The sequence below is a fragment of the Paractinoplanes brasiliensis genome (genome assembly GCF_004362215.1).
GTDB lineage: Bacteria > Actinomycetota > Actinomycetes > Mycobacteriales > Micromonosporaceae > Actinoplanes > Actinoplanes brasiliensis.
In genome coordinates, this window is sequence record NZ_SNWR01000001.1 from 1,067,629 (window position 1) to 1,084,124 (window position 16,496).

Consider the following 16,496-nt stretch of genomic DNA (forward strand, 5'->3'; position numbering starts at 1 on the left):
GCCCACGCTGACCTCACGCATACCGGCCATTGTGCGCAACGTGCCCGGCGCCGTCACCCGATATTCGAGGTCAGCCGAACAGGTCGGGCCGCTCCCAGTCCTCACCCCGTACGTGGTGGTCGAGGAAGGCCAGCACGGTCGCGTACCAGGCCTTGGCGTTGCCCGGGGTGAGGATCCAGTGGTTCTCGTCGGGGTAGTACAGGAACTTGTGCGGCACTCCGTCTTCCTTGGAGCGGGACACCAGATCCCACCACAGCCGCAAACCCTCGCCGATCGGCACGCGGTAGTCCTTGTCGCCGTGGATGACCAGCATCGGCGTGGTGATGGCGTCGGCGAAGCGGTGCGGCGAGTTCTCGTGCTGACGCTCCGGGCTCAGCTCGCGCGCCCAGTAGAACGAGTGATCGGTGGTCGCGCCGAACTGGTCGAGCGCCCACAGCGACGCGTGGGTGACGATGGCGTCGAAGCGGTCGGTGTGCCCGGCGACCCAGTTGGCCATGTACCCGCCGAAGGAGCCGCCGGCCGCGGCCGTACGGGTCTCGTCGATGTCGGGGCGGGCGACGACGGTGTCGGTGATGGCCATCAGGTCGGTGTACGGCTTGTCGCCCCAGGCGCCCCAGCCCCGCTTGATGAACTCGTAGCCGTAGCCGGTGGACAGGGCCGGGTCGGGCATCAGCACGGCGTAGCCCCGGGCCACCCACACCCACGGGTTCCACCGCCAGGACCAGGAGTTCCACGAGCTGACCGGCCCGCCGTGGATCTTCAGCACGAGCGGGAACGGCGCGGTGCCGCCGTGCGGCAGAGCCAGCCAGGCCCGTACGCGGGATCCGTCGGCCACGGTCGTCTCGACCTCCTCGAGCCGTCCGGGAAGCTCCAGCGCCTCGGCCGGGCCGCGCAGGAACTCGACGGCAGCCGGTCCAGGCGACCCCGAAGCCGGACCACGCAGGAACTCGACGGACCCCGTGAGGCTGACCCGCACCGGTGAGGGCGGGCTGTCGACGGCGCTGCGCATCGCGTACGCCCAGCGGCCGTCGGGCGAGACGCGTACGTCGTAGTAGCAGCCGTTGTCCGGGGTGAGCCGGGTGACCTGCCCGTCGGCGGCGTCGACCCGCCACAGCGGCGCGCGCCCGTCGTCGTCGGCCGCCACGATCAGGGCGGCGCTGTCCGGGGTCCAGCGGGCCGGGCCGGGCCAGCGGTCCCAGTCGGCGGTCAGGGCCCGTACGGGACCACCGGCGAGCGGCGCGAGGCAGAGCCAGACGTCACCCGGCTCCTCGGTCGTGGAGCGGGCGCGCGCCGAGAACGCGACGGTGGCGCCGTCGGGCGAGATGTGAGGCGACTCGTAGTCGTGACCGGCGTCGTCGGCGATCGTGCGCCGCTCGCCGGTGGCGACGTCGATCGCGACGACCGTGGCGCGCAGCGACCCCGCCTGCTCGCTGACCGCCCAGGTGGCGACGACCGTACGTCCGTCGGGGCTGAGATCCCAGTCCCCCTCGTTGTCCAGCGCCGGCCCGACGTGCCCGGTCAGATCACGCAGCTCCAGCGAGTCGGACAGCGGGGCCGTGACCAGCCGCGGCAGGGCCGGGCCGAGGTCGTGGTCCCAGAACCGCACGGGGTATCCCTCGTGCAGCATCGCCGAGACGCCCGACTCCTTGCGCTGCTTGCGGACCTCCTCGTCGTCGCCGGCCCCCGCCGCCGAGGGCATGATCGGCGAACCGGCCACCAGCGTGCCGTCCGGGCTGACCCGCACGCCGCTGAGCCCGCCGGGCAGTTTCGCGATCACGTACGCGTCGCCGCCGCCGGCGGGTTGCCGCCACAGCGCCGAGACGTCCTCGTCGTCATCGCCGGGGCGCGGCCGGGCCGAGGTGAACAGCAGGTCGCCGCCGGGGGTGAAGGCGGCCGCGGCCTCACCCTTGACGCTGCGGGTGAGCCGCCGGGCGGGTCGCCGCCCCTCGGGGTCGACCTCCCACAGCGCGGTGGTGTAGCGGTTGTTCTCCTCGTTCGGGCCGGCCATGCCGACCACGAGCCGGCCGCCGTCGGGCGAGAGCCACAGCCCGTCGAGGCGGGGTAGACGAACGTACGCATCGAGGTCCGCGAAGGCAGTCACCGTCCGTTTCTATCACCGCCGGACGGGTGTTACCGACCCTGAAACGTCCTGTGACGACCGGCCGTCCCGTGCTCCGCAGCGGGTTAGCCTGCCCGGATGGACACGGCGGGAGCGGTGCTGCGTGCCGTTCTCGACCACGGCCCGGTGGCCCGCAGCTCGGTGGCGCGGGCGACCCGGTTGTCGGCCGCCTCGGTCAGCGGCGTCACGACCTCCCTGATCGGCCGGGGCCTGGTGCGGGAGGCGCCCGAGGCGGCCGGTCCGCCGGGCATCGGCCGCCCGACCGTGCCGCTGGACATCGATCCGGGGGCGGTCGCCGTGATCGGGGTGCACATCGCGGTGCCGCACGCCACGGTGGCCCTGCTCGACCTGCGCGGACGCGTGATCGAGCAGCACCGCGAGCCGCACGGTGAGCGCGACCCGGCGAGGGTGCTGGCCGGCCTGGCCGAGCGGATCGGGAAGCTCAGGCGCCGCCGCCGCATCCTGGGTGTGGGGGTGGCCACCGGCGGCTGGGTGGACGCGGTCGCCGGCACGGTGGTCGAGCATCCCGCGCTGGGCTGGCGCGACGTCCCGGTCGCCGCTGTGCTGTCGAAGGCAACCCGTTTCCCCGTACGGGTGGACAGCAACTCGCGGGCGCTGCTGCGCGCCGAGCAGTTGTTCGGCGAGGTCGCCGCCCGCGCCCGCAGGAGCGCCGTGCACATGTTCGTCGGCAATGTGGTCGACGTGGCGTTCGCGACCGGAGGCGTGGTGCATCAGGGGCCGCGCTCGGCCTCCGGCGCGGTGGCGCACCTGAGCGTCGAGGGATGCTCCGAGCGCTGCTCCTGCGGGCGTACGGGCTGCTTGCAGGCGGCGGTGTCGGAACAGACCCTCGTGCGCCGGGCCCAGGTTTCCGGGCTGCCGGAGCTGCTCGCCCGGGCCGAGGACGGCGACGCGTACGCCCTGTCGTTGTTCCACGAGCGGGCCCGGCTGGTCGGGCGGGCCGCGGCGCTGCTGCTCGACCTGTTCGACCCCGAGGTGCTGGTGGTGGCCGAGGCGGGCGCGAACCGGATCCCGGCCTGCCGGGCGACCCTGCGGGCCGAGGTGGCGGCCTGGTCCACGGCGGGCGCCGACGTCGAGCAGGTGGTGCGCGCGACCAGCTTCCCCCTCACCGTTCTGGCCGTCGCGGGCGGCGCGGTGGCGCTCGATCAGGTGTACGCGGAACCGCTCTCACCTGCGCGTACTTAATTCAGCCGGGCATTTGGTTGCCTTGTTCTCCTAGCTGTTTAGTATGAATTGCAGCGCGCTCCCGAACCCCCTCTGCAAGTGAACGGAGCCCCTCGTGAGGAGACTCTTACCCCTGTCCGCGGCCGTCCTGCTGGCCGGCGTCCTGACCGCCTGCGCGGGCAACGACGGCGGAACCAAGCTGGAACTGACCGCCGCGCTGCCGGAGAAGGTGCCCAGCGGCACCGAGATCCGCATCGGCGACCCGGCGATCCAGGCCGTTCTGGGCGCCTCGGGCCTGGACAAGGAGCTGACCGACGCCGGCGTCGCCGTCGAGTGGGCCAACATCAGCGGCGGCCCCCAGAGCATCCAGGCGTTCCGCGCCGACAAGCTCGACTGCAGCGCCGTCGCCGACATCCCGTCGCTGTTCGCCGCGTGGACCGGCACCTCCACCAAGATCGTGTTCCAGTCGGTGACCAAGGATCCGCTCAACCACCCGATCTATCAGCTCGGCATCGCGCCCGGCGTGAACGTCACGTCCCTGGCCGACCTGCGGGGCAAGAAGATCGCCTACAGCGCCGGGCAGGCCCAGGGCGCGCTCGTGCTGCGGGTGCTGCGGAAAGCCGGCCTGACCCGGAAGGACGTCACGCTGGTCGAGCTGACCAGCACCGGGGACTCGTACGTGACCGCCCTGGGCAGCAAGGCCGTCGACGTGGCGCCGATCGGGGCGGCGAACGTGAAGGTCTACAAGGGCAAGTACCCGGGGGCCACGGCGATCCTGACCGGCATCCGCGACGACGCGTCCACGCTGTACTGCCTGACCTCGGCCGTCGAGGACGCCGAGAAGGCCGCCGCGCTCAAGGTCTACGTCGGGCTGCGGGCCAAGGCGCTGCTGTGGCAGAACGAGAACCCGGACGGCTACGCCGCGGCCTACCTGCAGAAGGTGCAGGGGCTCAGCGCGGCCGACGCCAAGGACGTCATCGCCGCCGACGGCGCGAAGGCGATCCCGGCCACCTGGGACAACGCCATCGCCCGGCTGCAGGCCACCGCCGACCTGCTGGCGGCCGAGCAGAACCACGACAAGCTCGACGTGACAACGCTGGTCGACCGGCGCTTCGAAAAGGTCGAGGCCGAGGCCGCCGGTGACCGGGTCGTCAGCGGTGATGCCGCGTGACCGTCATCGACAAGGCGCCAACCACCACCCCGTACGAGGGTGACGTGCGCGTCGTGCGGCGCCGGCTCGGACCGGGGCGGCGGTTCCGGGGCGCGTTCTGGGCCGGCCCGGCGGTGGTCCTGGCGATCTGGGCGGCGGGCTCGGCGACCGGGCTGATCAAACCGGCCATCCTCACCTCCCCGTGGGACGTGGTGATCGCGTTCGGCACCCAGTGGACCGACCACGACCTGCTCGGCGACATCCTGTCCTCGCTCACCCGGGCCGCCTCCGGCCTGGCCATCGGTGTCCTCACCGGCGCGGTGCTGGCAGTGCTGTCCGGGCTGTCGCGGGTCGGCGAGTCGCTGATCGACGGGCCGATCCAGATCAAGCGCTCGATCCCCACGCTCGCCCTGATCCCGCTGTTCATCGCCTGGTTCGGCATCGGCCAGGAGATGAAGATCGTGACCATCGCGCTGATCAGCCTGGTCCCCATCTACGTGCACACCCACAACGGGCTGCGCGGCATCGACGGCCGCTACGCCGAACTGGCCGAGACCCTCGATCTGCGCCGCGGCGAGTTCGTGCGGCACGTGGTGCTGCCCGGCGCGCTGCCCGGGTTCCTGCTCGGCATGCGGTTCGCGGTCACCTCGTCGCTGCTGGGGCTGGTCGTGGTCGAGCAGTACAACGCGACCGCCGGCATCGGCCACATGATCACGCTGGCCGAGCAGTACGGGCAGACCGACGTCATCGTGGTCGGCCTGGTCATCTACGGCATCTTCGGCTACTGCGCCGACACCGCCGTCCGCCTGACCGGAAGGAAGGTGCTGGCATGGCGGCAAACCCTGGAGGGCTGATCACCGGCCCCGCCGTCCGCGTCCGCGACCTGCACCGCAGCTTCACCGAGAACGGCGGCGTGCTCAACGGCCTCGACCTGGACATCGCGCCGGGCGAGTTCGTGGCGCTGATCGGGCGCTCCGGCACCGGCAAGAGCACGCTGCTGCGGGCCCTCGCCGGGCTGGACCGCGACGTCGCCGGCCGCGGGCACATCACCGTCCCCGGCTCGGTGTCGGTCGTCTTCCAGGACTCGCGGCTGCTGCCGTGGAAGCGGGTGCTCGACAACGTCGTCTTCGGGTTGCGCACCGCCGACGCCGGCGCGCGGGGACGTCAGGCGCTCGCCGAGGTCGGGCTGGCCGGCCGGGAACGGGCGTGGCCGTTCGAGCTGTCCGGCGGCGAGCAGCAGCGTGCCTCGCTCGCGCGTTCCCTCGTACGGGAACCGCAGTTGCTCCTGGCCGACGAGCCGTTCGGCGCCCTGGACGCGCTCACCCGCATCCGCATGCACGCGTTGCTGCGCAAGCTGTGCGAGGCCCACCGGCCCGCCGTGCTGCTGATCACGCACGACGTCGACGAGGCCGTCGTGCTCGCCGACCGGGTGATCGTGCTCGACGGCGGGGTGGTGCGCACCGACGTACGGGTGGAGAAGGACCGGCCGCGCGACGAGCTGCGCCGCTTTCTGCTGGCCGAGCTGGGCGTCGAAGGAGAGGGCCGATGAGCCGCCAACTGCACTTCAACCTGTTCCTGCACGACACCGGGCATCACGAGGCGTCGTGGCGGCTGCCCGGCTCCGACCCGTACGCGAATCTCTCGCTCGCCGCCCATCAGCACCTCGCGCGGGTGGCCGAGGACGCCAAGTTCGACTCGGTGTTCCTGGCCGACAGCCCGGTGCTGTGGAGCGACCCGGGACGCCGCCCGGCCGGCAAGCTGGAACCGACGCTGCTGCTGGCCGCGCTGGCCGTCAACACCAGCCGGATCGGGCTCATCGCGACCGCGTCCACCTCGTACAACGAGCCCTACAACCTGGCCCGCCGCTTCGCCTCGCTCGACCACCTGTCCGGCGGGCGGGCCGGCTGGAACATCGTCACCACGGCAGGGGACGCCGCCGCGCGCAACTTCGGCCTGGCCGGTCAGCCGCTGCACCGCGACCGCTACGAGCGCGCCGACGAGTTCCTCGACGTGTCGACGAAACTGTGGGACAGCTGGGCCGACGACGCGATCGTGGCCGACAAGCAGGCCGGGGTGCACGCGCTGCGGGAACGTGTCCGGGCAATCGAGCACGCGGGGCAGTTCTTCCAGGTCGAGGGGGCGCTCAACCTGCCCCGGTCGCCGCAGGGCCACCCGCTGCTCGTGCAGGCCGGGTCGTCGGAGGACGGCAAGGACTTCGCCGCCAAGTGGGCCGAGGCCGTGTTCACCGCGCAGCCCACGCTGGCCGAGAGCCAGGCCTTCTACGCCGACCTCAAACGCCGGGTGGCCGGGCACGGGCGCGACCCCGATCACGTCGTCGTCCTGCCCGGCATCGTTCCGGTCATCGGGGACACCGAGGCCGAGGCGCGCGAACTCGACGCCGAACTCGACCGGCTGATCGCGCCGCGGTACGCCATCGGGACGCTCGCGCAGACGCTGCGCGTCGACCCCGGCCGGCTGCGCCTGGACGAGCCGCTGCCCGACGACCTGCCCGGCGAGGACGAGATCGAGGGGGCCAAGAGCCGCCGTACGCTGATCGTCGACTGGGCGCGCCGCGAGAACCTGACCGTGCGCCAGCTCATCGGCAAACTCGGCGGCGGCCGGGGGCACCGCACCTTCACCGGCACGCCCGCACAGGTGGCCGGCACCATCCAGCACTATTTCGAGAACGGCGCGGCCGACGGGTTCAACATCATGCCGGCCGTGCTGCCCTCGGGCATCGAGAAGTTCGCCGGCGAGGTCGTGCCCATCCTGCAGGAGCGGGGGCTTTTCCGTACGGAGTACACCGGCGCGACGCTGCGCGAGCACTACGGGCTCCCCCGGCCGGCCAACCGATTGGTGCTGCGATGACGTTCCTCTGGTACATCCCCAACACCGTCGAGCCGGGGCACCGGGGTGACGACGCGGTCGCCGGGTACGGCACGCTGGAGCACAGCGTCGACCTGGCCCGTGCGGCGGAGGAACACGGCTGGGCCGGGGCGCTGATCGGCACCGGGTGGGGGCGGCCCGACACGCTCACCGTGGCCACCGCGATCGCCGCACGGACGAGCACGTTCCGCCCGCTCGCCGCGATCCGGCCCGGCTACTGGCAGCCGGCCCACTTCGCGAGCGCGGCGGCGACCCTCGACCACCTCAGCGGCGGGCGGCTCCTGGTCAACATCGTCAGCGGGCGGGACAACCTCACCGCGTACGGGGACGCCGAAACCGGCTCGGCCCGGCGGTACGCCCGCACCCGCGAGTTCATGCACCTCGTACGACGGTTGTGGACCGAACAGGACGTGACCTTCACCGGGGAGCACTACCGGGTCAGCGGATCCACGGTGGTTCCCCGGCCGGTGGGTGGTGGCCCCCGCCTGTACTTCGGTGGCGCCTCCCCGGCGGCCGAGGAGGTGGCCGCCGCCGAGGCGGACGTGCAGCTGTTCTGGGGCGAACCCCTCGAAGGCATCGCCGGACGCATCGACCGGCTGCGCCGCCTGTCCGCCGCACGTGAGCTGCCGCCGCTCGAGTTCGGGCTACGCGTCACCACGCTCATCCGCGACACCAGCGCCGAGGCGTGGCGCGACGCCGAAGCCCGGGTCGCCACGATGGGCGGCCGCCGCGACGACCGGCTGCTCGACCGGCACGGCCCCGCCGTCGGCCAGCAGCGCCTGCTCGACCTGGCCACCCGCGGCGACGTGCTCGACACCTGCCTCTACACGGCTCCCGGCCGCCACGGGGGCGGCGGCGCGGGCACGACGTGGCTGGTCGGGACGGCCGACGAGGTGGCTCACGCGCTGCGCCGCTACCGCGAGCTGGGCGTCACCCATTTCGTGCTGTCCGACACCCCGTACAGGCGGGAAACGGCCCGGGTGGGCGACGCGCTGATCCCGCGGCTGACCGGGCTCGATCAGGGGCGTGAGGCCGTCGAGCAGGTGCCGCATACCTAGCTCGAAGATGATCCGGACGCCGGGAGGGCCGGTGATGCTGAACGTGACCGGGTACCGGCCCTCCGCGGCGATCCGCCGGAACTCCTGCTCGCGGGCACGCCACCAGTGCTCCACGTCCAGGCCGTACTCGTACTGCTCGACCACCGCCCGGGTGCCCTGCAGAGCCATGCCGGAGGTGTGGGCGGACACGAACGTGAGGATCGCCATCGCCTTGTCCGGGGAGAGACCCTGGGCGGTGATCACCCGCATCATCCACTCGGCGTTGTCCATCAACCGCGGCTGCCCCATGTTCGCGGCCCTGTTCGGCTACGGCCTGGCCCAGATACACCGCCGCCTGGACGGCCCGTGGCCCCCCGCCCGCACGGCCCTGCACCAGCTCACCGGCTACGCGGGCGGTCTCGGCTACGCCGCGCTGGTCGCCCTGATCGCCCGCCGCCTCGACACCCGCCGCGGCCCGATCACCACCGCCCTGGCCGCCCTCGGCCAGCGCTCGATGACGTTCTGTCTGACCCAGTCCCTGATGTGGGCGCTGCTGTTCTCGTCATACACCCTGAACCTGCACCTGACCTCCCCGGCCTGGGCCGTGCTCATCGCCGTAGTTGTGTGGCTGACCACCGTCCTGCTGGCCGACCAGCTTCGCCGCCGCGGACTCCGAGGCCCAGCCGAAACCGCCCTGCGCCGCCTCACCTACGGCCCGCCCCCACGCTGACGAACCACGGCGACCACGGAGCCCCGGACCGAGCATCAGTTCCGCTTTCCTCGTCGGGATACCACAGTTCGAGGCGAACGTCCGGCAGTTGTATGCGCTTTGCGTCATACCGGTGGGGCATGATGTCACCACTAGCTTGAGGTCGCAGGTCGCGACGCCGGGAGAGGTTCGGAGGTGAGCTCGATGAGTCGGGCGGAGTACGTTCCCAGCAGCCAGGATGACCTGGTCATCCGTGCGGTCGGACCCGCGACCGAGGGCGGGCGCCTCCCCTTGTCGGAGCTTGCCCGGCTGGCGGGGGGTCTCCAAGCCTCGCTGGAGCGAATCGCCCTCGTCATCAGCGGCGGGCCCACGAAACCAGGCCGGCGCCCCAGGGACATCGTGGACGCGGTCCGGTTGGATTTCGTAGGGTTCCAGAGCGGTTCGGCGGTTCTGAGCATCGCCCGGACCGGACAGCTGAGCCTCGACGACTTACTGAACAATTCGCTGGACGCCCTGGAAGACGGAGTCAACCAGCTTCTGCGCGACCCGTTGACCCCGCCTCCCCTCTTCACCCCCCAGGTGATCAACGGGATCCGTGACCTGACCGGCGGAATCGGCAGTTCCACCGTGACGCGCATCGAGTTCTGGCGCGCGGGCAGAAAGCGTTTCACCATCGATGAGGCGCTGCAGGCGGCGGTACGGTCGATCCCGTCCGAAACGGTCCAGCAAGCGGTTACCGTCGTGGGCCGGCTGCACATGGGAGACTTCTCACCGGCCGGCCTGCGTTGCCGCATCGACACCTACGCCGGCAGCGTGCTCTGCGATTTCGCGCTCGACCTGCGCGATGCCGTTCTGGACGCCATGGACCAGATGGTCATGGCCGAAGGAAAGGGTGAACTGGAGCCGAACGGCGCCTCGGTCCACGTGCTCCATCTGACGCGGCTGGAGATCCTGGAGAGTGCCCGGCCCAGTTCACTCGACCGCCTCGCGCGCCAACAGCAGATTCAGCCCCTGAGCTCGCTCGACGAACTCGGAGGCGCCCCCATCGACGACTTCGACGAATTCACGACCATCGTCCGGTCCGCACGGCTCGGTGACGAATGAGATACACGATCGTGGACACGGATGCCTTTTCCCATCTGTGGCAGAACCCAGCGACTTCCAGCTCATTCGCTGCGCACCTCATCGGAACCGTCCCTGTCATCAGTTTCACGACCATCGCGGAGGTTCATTTCGGCGCAGCCAAAAGGGGCTGGGGGCAGCGTCGGACAGACCAGCTTGAAGAAGCGATCCGGCGGTATGTGGTGGCGCCCTACGACGATGATCTGGCTCGGCTGTGGGGCCGGCTGAAGAGTCAGGCGCAGCAGACCGGCCATCCCCTCGGCCAGAACAGCCAGACCAACGACCTGTGGATCTGCGCGACCGCCATTTATCACAACGCTCCCCTGCTGACGCTCAACCGTCGGCATTTCGAGAATTTCCCCGGCCTCGTGCTTCTGTCCTGACCCCTGGCGCTGCCTGCGGGTGGTCGGGGGTGCCGGCCCGCTGCCACGGGCGGGCCGGCACGGGTCAGGCGTTTTCGAGGGAGCGTTCGCGGGCGCGTAGCCGGGCGATCAGGGCCGGGGTCACGCCGCGGTAGGCGGACGGGTCGACCGGGTTGAGCCAGTGGGCGGCGCGGACCCGGCGGGGGATGTTGAGGCCCAGGTCGTTGAGGACCTCGTCGGCGTTCTTGAGGGAGAACGGGATGATTTTGGCGCCCCGGCTGTGGTGCCGGTCGGTGGCTTCGTCCATGAAGGCGAGCTGTTCGCGTACCTGGGCCTGCATGTCGTCCAGGGGTGGCAGCGGGACCAGGCCGGCCAGGTGGGCGGTGATCCAGACGGCGGCCATCTCGGCGTTCAGGGGGCTGAAGAACGACGAGTTGTAGCCGTTGAAGTAGAGGCCGTCGACGCCGGGCGGCAGGATCTGGCGGTACAGCTGGAAGTTGCCGCGCTCGTCGAACAGCTTCCGCTGCACGTCGGCGTCGAGGAACGGGACGCCCTGCTGGAAGCCGGTGGCGCAGACGATCAGGCCGGCGGGCAGGACCGTGCCGTCGGAAAGCTCTGCTTCCCCGGCTCGGAGGCGGGCGATCGTGGTGTCGCGGCGCACGCGGATCGTGCCGGCCTCGACGCCTTCGAAGAAGCCCTCGGTGGCCAGGCCGATGGCGCCCTTGACGATCCCCTCCATCGAGCCGCGGGGCACCAGCCCGAGCTGTTCGAGTTTGAACTGGCGGACGGAGACCGACCCGACGGAGTTGAGCATGGCGCGCCGGATCGGGTTGGCGGGGCCGTGCAGGAAACGTTCGACGCCGCGCAGGCGGTGGTATTTGAACAGCGCCTCGCCCATCCGGGTCAGCAGCAGCATCTTGAAGTTGAGAACGCCGCCGATCTTGCGGGGCACCTTCCAGAGCAGTTGCCGGGCGATGACGTCGGTGCTGGCGGCCACCTCGCTGAGCGGCACGGTCACGTCGCACGCCGACTTGCCGTAGCCGACGACCAGAACGTGTTCACCCTGCGCGATGGTGGCGTCGTGGACCTCCGTACCGGGAAGGATCTTGCCGCCGGCGGCGGTGAACTCGTCCTGGCCTTCGAAGACCGGCAGGTTGGGTTCGCAGAAGACCCCGTTGGCGACGACGACGCGGGCGACGTCGCAGGACGAACCGTCGGAGCAGGCGAGCGTCCAGCCTCCGGCCGTGCGGGTTGCGGAGAGGACCCGTACGCCCAGGCGCAGGTGTGGCTCGATCTTGAACTCGTGCGCGTAGGACTCGAGCCAGGACTGGACCTGCTCGCCGCTGGGCCACTCGGGGAAGTCGCGCGGCATCGGGTAGTCGGAGAACCCGTACGTGGATCTGGCGCTCTGCGTGGTGAGACCCGGATAGCGGCGCGTGCGGCTCCACACCCCGCCCACGTCCGGCGCCGGGTCGAAGACCACCACTTCGTGCCCGGCCTGCAGCAGCGTCTTGGCCGTGGCCAGCCCGGCCACCCCGGCTCCGATGATCCCGACGCGCATGGTCAGTGCCCCCCGCCCGGCGGCAGCTGCAGCTCGATGCCGAACTCCTCCATGATCGGCTTCAGCGTGGCCATGTCCTTCGGCCCGGGCGGCAGCTCCCCCAGCGCCTGGTAATAGGCCTCGAGCCCGGCCGGCGACACCACCGAGATCACGCGGGCTTCTTCGCCGTACGGGTTCCGGAACGTGTGCACGACGTTGCGCGGAAGGTAGAGGTAGTCCCCGAATTCGAGCGTGAACTCCTCGCCGCCCAGCGACACGTCGAGGCGCCCGGCCAGGCAGATGAACGACTCGTCCTCGCGGGTGTGGATGTGCGCGGGCGGCCCGTTGGTCTCCGGCGGGATCGCGTACTCGAACAGCGAATAGGCGTCGCGGGTGGCCGGCCCGTTCGCCTTCATCGTGATGTTCAGGCCGATCGCCGGGATCTGCGTCCCCTTGCGCGAGCTGAGCATGTAACCGCCACCAAGGCTCACGGCTCCTCCTCCACTGAGCGGCTGTTAGCTGGCTCACAGCCTGCGGCCGGGCGGGACGGCGCTGTTAGTCGCAGTCCCGCTCAGCGGGACGGAAAGCTGCTGTACGCCCGGGAGGTGGCCGCCGCGGCGAGCCGTACGGCCGGTCCGGCACGGTCGGCCCGGACGAGCGCGGCGGGCCCGGTGACCGAGACGGCGGCCACGACGACGCCCAGCGGCCCGAAGATCGGGGCGGCCACGCAGCTGATGCCGATGTTGCCCTCCTCCCGCTCGATCGCCAGCCCACGGTCGGGAATGGCGGCCAGCTCGCGGCGCAGCGCGGTCGCCGTGGTCATCGTGCGCGGTGTGCGGCGCGGCATCCCGGCGTCGACCACGGCCTGCACCGCCGCCTCGTCGCTGTACGCCAGGATGGCCAGGCCGAGAGCCGAGCAGTACGCCGGCAGCAGCGCCCCGACCTGCGAGAGCATCGGCATCGGACGATGTCCGGTGATCTTCTCGACCAGCAGCACCTGGGTGCCGCTGAGCACCCCGAGCTGCACGGTCATCCGCGTGGCGTGGTGCAGGTCCTGCAGGTACGGCAGGGCCGACTCGCGCAGCTGATGGCGTACGGGGGCCAGGCCGGACAACTCGAAGATGCGGTTGCCGACCCGGTACCGGCCGGCCGGCTTGTCGAGCCAGCCCAGCTTGAGCATCTTGTCGGCCGTGCGGTGCGTGGTCGAGCGGGGCAGGCCGCAGCGGGCGACCAGGGCGGCGAGGCTGAGCTCGCGGTGCTGCTCGTCGAAGGCGCCGAGGATCGCGGCGGCCCGGTCGAGGCCACCCAGCGAGCCGGTGTCCCGCTCAGCGGGACTCAGCGTAGGGCCTTACGTGTCATGGCGGTCAGGCTAACCCCGTGCTCAACTCCCGGAGAACAGCTCTCGTCGGCGGAGGCGGCTCCGGAATCGGGTTCGCCGCCGCCGAGTGCCTGGCCCGCGACGGTCACGACCTCGTGCTCGCGGGCCGCAGCCAGGAACGGCTCGACAAAGCCGCGGCAACACTCGCGGAGCGTACGGGCGCAGGGGTTTCCACCGTGGTCGCGGATCTCGCCGTCGATGTCCCGCGCGTGACCGCCGCGGCCGACGTGCTGCTGCTCAACACCGGCGGGCCGCCACCCGGACGGATCCTGACGGTCGACGACCACGGCTGGCAGAGCGCGTTCGACCTGCTGCTGCGCGGACCGTTGCGGCTGGCCCGGACGGCGTTGCCGGCGATGGCGGGCCGCGGGTTCGGGCGCGTCGTGTTCGTGACGTCCACGGCCGTACGGCAACCGCAGCCGGACCTGGCGACCAGCGTGGTGCTGCGGGCCGCCGTGACGAGCGCGGCCAAACTGCTGTCCCGGGAGTACGCCGGCCGCGGCGTGACGGTCAACTGCGTGGCGCCGGGACCGACCGCGACCGAGCGGCGCCGCCAAGTTCTGAGCGCGCGGGCCGGGAACTACGCCGACCTGGACGCCGCCGACGTGGCGACCGTGCCCGCCGGACGCGCCGGGCAGCCCGAGGAGGTCGGCGCGGCCGTCGCGTTCCTGGCCTCGGCGGCCGCAAGCTACGTCAACGGGACCGTGCTCACGGTCGACGGCGGCAGAACGGAGACACCCTGATGACCTTCGACATGGCAGCGTTCCTGGGCGCGATCTCGGACGTGGTGAAACCCGGCCCGGCGCGGCCGATCGTCGTGCACGACAAGGAACTCGAGACGCTGCCCGCGGCGCAGGTGCACAACCCGACCACGCTGCGGATCGCGGGCGCCCTGCCGACGAGCACGTTCGAGATCTTCCGGCAGACCATCCCGGCGGGGCTCAGCTCCGACATGCAGCGGCACTACCACGAGACCGTGCACTACGTGATCAGCGGGCACGGGCACACCGAACTGGAGGACGAGGTCGCGGAGTGGGAGGAGGGGGCGTTCGTGTACACGCCGCCGTGGACCTGGCATCGGCACTACAACGACTCCGCGGAGGCGCCGGTCGAGTTCCTCACGATGGAGAACTCGCGGCTGCTGGCGTTGTTCGGGGTGGCTCGGCGGCAGAGCGCGGGACTCGTCTCGGTGGACGAGGCGCGGGCACGGTTCGGGGGTGGCGAGTGAGCACGCACATCAGCATCTGGGGCGAGATGGCCACGCTGGAGCACACGCTGCGGTTCGTGGACGTGAACGGCGTACGGACAAGGGTTTTGCAGGCCGGGGCGGGACCCGACCTGATCCTGCTGCACGGCACCGGTGGGCATCTGGAGGCGTACGCGCGGGATCTGGCCGGACTGGCCGAGGACTTCCGTGTGACCGCGTACGACATGGTGGGGCACGGCTGGTCGGATACGCCCGACACCCCGTACACGATCGATGTGCTCTCCGGCCACCTGATCGGGCTGATGGACGCCCTCGGCATCGAGCGCGCGCACCTGAGCGGGGAATCGCTGGGCGGCTGGGTGGTGGCGTGGACGGCCGCGTTCCACCCGGAACGCGTCGACCGGCTGGTGTTGAACACTCCGGGCAACATCGCCGGCAAGCCCGAGGTGATGGCTCGGCTGCGGGACAGCACGATGGCCGCCGTCCGGGATCCGAGTGAGGCGACCGTGCGGCGGCGGGTCGAGTTCCTGTTCCACCACAAGGAAATGGTCACCGCTGAGCTGGTCGGTCTGCGCCGCGCGGTTTACCGCCGGCCCGGGTTCGTGCAGGCGATGACGAACACGCTGGTGCTGCAGGATCCGCAGGTGCGCAAGGCGTACGCGTGGGAGCCGGGCTGGGTCGGCAAGGTGACCGCGCCGACGTTGTTGTTGTGGACCGAGCACGACCCGACCGGCGGGCTCGACGAGGCCGGCCTGCTGCTGTCGTGGCTGCCCGACGCGCGGCTGCACGTGATCGCGGACGCGGGGCACTGGCCGCAATGGGAGAAGGTCGCCGAATACCTGGCCGTCCACCGCGAGTTCCTCGGGAGCGCAGGCGTATGAGTGAGATCGTCGGGTTCGTCGGCATGTCCCATTCCCCGTTCGCGACGCTGTCGCCGTTCCAGGAGATGGGCGAGCGCTTCCTGGCCGACGCCGCGCGGGTGAAGGCTGCCGTCGCCGCCCTGCGGCCGGACGCCGTGGTGGTGATCGGGCCGGATCATTTCCACGCCAACTTCTACGACCAGATGCCGCCGTTCGTGCTCGGAGTCGAGCGGGCCACGGGGTTCGGCGACTTCGGCAGCGCTCAGGGGGAGCTGCCGGTGGCCGGGGAACTGGCCTGGACGATCCGGGACGGGCTGGACGACGCCGGGTTCGACGTGTCGCTGTCGTACGCGTTGACCGTCGACCACGGCGTCGTCCAGAGCTACGAGATGACCACCGGCCTGTCCGTGCCGCACGTGCCGCTGGTGCTCAACACGGCCGCTCCCCCGCTGCCCTCGCCGGCCCGTTGTGTCGCGCTGGGCCGGGCGCTGGGCGACACGATCCGCCGGTCCGCATCGGAGCAGCGGGTGCTGATCGTGGCGAGCGGCGGGCTGTCGCACTGGCTGCCCTCCAACGACCCGCGCGACCCGTCGGTGACCGGCGAGAAGCGCGAGTCGCTGATCCACGGACGCAAGGACACGCGCGCTTTCGCGGCTGCCCGGGAGCCGCGCGTACGGGCCATGGCCGGCAACCCGGAAGCGCGGGTGAACGCCGAGTGGGATCGCTGGTTCCTCCGGCAGCTGTACTCGCTCGACGTCTCGCCCGTCGTCGAGCTCGGGCACGACAAGCTGGAGCACGAGGCCGGCAGCGGGGGCCACGAGATCCGTACGTGGCTGGCCGGCCACGCGGCCGCCGGCCGTCCCCTGGTGTGGGACAGCTACGAGCCGGTCCCCGAATGGATCACCGGCATGGGCATCGGGACTACGTTCCCGGTGTGACTGTCG

General features: G+C 71.3%; 17 protein-coding genes and 1 pseudogene. 13 read left to right on the forward strand and 5 right to left on the reverse strand.

Features of this window, described 5'->3' with window-relative positions; genetic code table 11:
* Positions 1-70: 70 nt before the first annotated feature.
* Entirely contained in the window at positions 71-2,101 is a 2,031-nt protein-coding gene (locus C8E87_RS04335; protein ID WP_203720697.1) for a S9 family peptidase, read from the reverse strand.
* A 96-nt stretch (positions 2,102-2,197) separates the two neighbouring features.
* On the opposite strand from C8E87_RS04335, the gene C8E87_RS04340 reads away from it, so the two are divergent.
* From C8E87_RS04340 to C8E87_RS04365, 6 genes are all read left to right on the forward strand, one after another.
* Positions 2,198-3,322, forward strand: a complete 1,125-nt coding sequence (locus C8E87_RS04340) for an ROK family protein (protein ID WP_133871886.1) — start codon at positions 2,198-2,200, stop codon at positions 3,320-3,322.
* 94 nt (positions 3,323-3,416) lie between these two features.
* Complete coding sequence (locus tag C8E87_RS04345) at positions 3,417-4,472, forward strand: ABC transporter substrate-binding protein (protein ID WP_133871887.1); 1,056 nt, start codon at positions 3,417-3,419, stop codon at positions 4,470-4,472.
* The gene (locus C8E87_RS04350; RefSeq protein ID WP_133871888.1) at positions 4,469-5,305 is read left to right on the forward strand and encodes an ABC transporter permease; all 837 of its coding nucleotides are present in this window, start codon (positions 4,469-4,471) and stop codon (positions 5,303-5,305) included. The genes C8E87_RS04345 and C8E87_RS04350 overlap by 4 nt, the downstream gene beginning before the upstream one ends.
* Positions 5,281-6,000: an ABC transporter ATP-binding protein gene (locus C8E87_RS04355; protein WP_133871889.1), complete on the forward strand. Its 720-nt coding sequence runs from the start codon at positions 5,281-5,283 to the stop codon at positions 5,998-6,000. Before C8E87_RS04350 ends, C8E87_RS04355 begins: the two co-directional genes overlap by 25 nt.
* Positions 5,997-7,319, forward strand: coding sequence for an LLM class flavin-dependent oxidoreductase (locus tag C8E87_RS04360; protein WP_133871890.1), 1,323 nt, complete (start codon positions 5,997-5,999; stop codon positions 7,317-7,319). Before C8E87_RS04355 ends, C8E87_RS04360 begins: the two co-directional genes overlap by 4 nt.
* Entirely contained in the window at positions 7,316-8,395 is a 1,080-nt protein-coding gene (locus C8E87_RS04365; RefSeq protein ID WP_133871891.1) for an LLM class flavin-dependent oxidoreductase, read from the forward strand. The genes C8E87_RS04360 and C8E87_RS04365 overlap by 4 nt, the downstream gene beginning before the upstream one ends.
* A 27-nt stretch (positions 8,396-8,422) precedes the next feature.
* On the opposite strand, the pseudogene C8E87_RS46775 reads toward C8E87_RS04365, so the two are convergent.
* Positions 8,423-8,683 (reverse strand): annotated as a pseudogene (locus tag C8E87_RS46775) (TetR/AcrR family transcriptional regulator C-terminal domain-containing protein); the annotation flags it as partial.
* On the opposite strand from C8E87_RS46775, the gene C8E87_RS04375 reads away from it, so the two are divergent.
* From C8E87_RS04375 to C8E87_RS04385, 3 genes are all read left to right on the forward strand, one after another.
* Entirely contained in the window at positions 8,589-9,104 is a 516-nt protein-coding gene (locus C8E87_RS04375) for a DUF418 domain-containing protein (protein WP_208116358.1), read from the forward strand. The pseudogene C8E87_RS46775 and the gene C8E87_RS04375 overlap by 95 nt on opposite strands.
* Positions 9,105-9,287: 183 nt before the next feature.
* A complete protein-coding gene (locus tag C8E87_RS04380) occupies positions 9,288-10,187 on the forward strand; it encodes a hypothetical protein (RefSeq protein WP_133871892.1) in 900 nt (299 codons plus the stop codon).
* A gap of 11 nt (positions 10,188-10,198) precedes the next feature.
* Positions 10,199-10,588 (forward strand): type II toxin-antitoxin system VapC family toxin, encoded by a 390-nt coding sequence (locus C8E87_RS04385; protein ID WP_239080281.1) that lies wholly within the window; start codon positions 10,199-10,201, stop codon positions 10,586-10,588.
* 64 nt (positions 10,589-10,652) lie between these two features.
* Here the strand turns inward: C8E87_RS04385 and C8E87_RS04390 are convergent, their stop codons facing one another.
* The 3 genes from C8E87_RS04390 to C8E87_RS04400 form a co-directional block, all read right to left on the reverse strand.
* The gene (locus tag C8E87_RS04390; protein WP_133871894.1) at positions 10,653-12,128 is read right to left on the reverse strand and encodes a flavin-containing monooxygenase; all 1,476 of its coding nucleotides are present in this window, start codon (positions 12,126-12,128) and stop codon (positions 10,653-10,655) included.
* 2 nt (positions 12,129-12,130) lie between these two features.
* On the reverse strand, positions 12,131-12,598 hold the full coding sequence (locus C8E87_RS04395; RefSeq protein ID WP_203720695.1) for a cupin domain-containing protein: 468 nt from the start codon (positions 12,596-12,598) through the stop codon (positions 12,131-12,133).
* A gap of 80 nt (positions 12,599-12,678) precedes the next feature.
* Positions 12,679-13,446, reverse strand: coding sequence for an IclR family transcriptional regulator domain-containing protein (locus C8E87_RS04400; protein ID WP_133871895.1), 768 nt, complete (start codon positions 13,444-13,446; stop codon positions 12,679-12,681).
* A 38-nt stretch (positions 13,447-13,484) separates the two neighbouring features.
* Between C8E87_RS04400 and C8E87_RS04405 the strand changes: the two genes are divergently transcribed.
* The 4 genes from C8E87_RS04405 to C8E87_RS04420 are packed head-to-tail and all read left to right on the forward strand — an operon-like array spanning position 13,485 to position 16,490.
* Positions 13,485-14,228 (forward strand): SDR family oxidoreductase, encoded by a 744-nt coding sequence (locus tag C8E87_RS04405; RefSeq protein ID WP_133871896.1) that lies wholly within the window; start codon positions 13,485-13,487, stop codon positions 14,226-14,228.
* Positions 14,228-14,713, forward strand: a complete 486-nt coding sequence (locus C8E87_RS04410; RefSeq protein WP_133871897.1) for a cupin domain-containing protein — start codon at positions 14,228-14,230, stop codon at positions 14,711-14,713. The genes C8E87_RS04405 and C8E87_RS04410 overlap by 1 nt, the downstream gene beginning before the upstream one ends.
* Positions 14,710-15,573, forward strand: a complete 864-nt coding sequence (locus tag C8E87_RS04415; RefSeq protein WP_239080279.1) for an alpha/beta fold hydrolase — start codon at positions 14,710-14,712, stop codon at positions 15,571-15,573. Before C8E87_RS04410 ends, C8E87_RS04415 begins: the two co-directional genes overlap by 4 nt.
* Positions 15,570-16,490 carry a DODA-type extradiol aromatic ring-opening family dioxygenase gene (locus C8E87_RS04420; RefSeq protein WP_133871898.1) on the forward strand — a complete coding sequence of 307 codons (921 nt, stop codon included), beginning with the start codon at positions 15,570-15,572 and terminating at the stop codon, positions 16,488-16,490. Before C8E87_RS04415 ends, C8E87_RS04420 begins: the two co-directional genes overlap by 4 nt.
* Positions 16,491-16,496 lie beyond the last annotated feature (6 nt).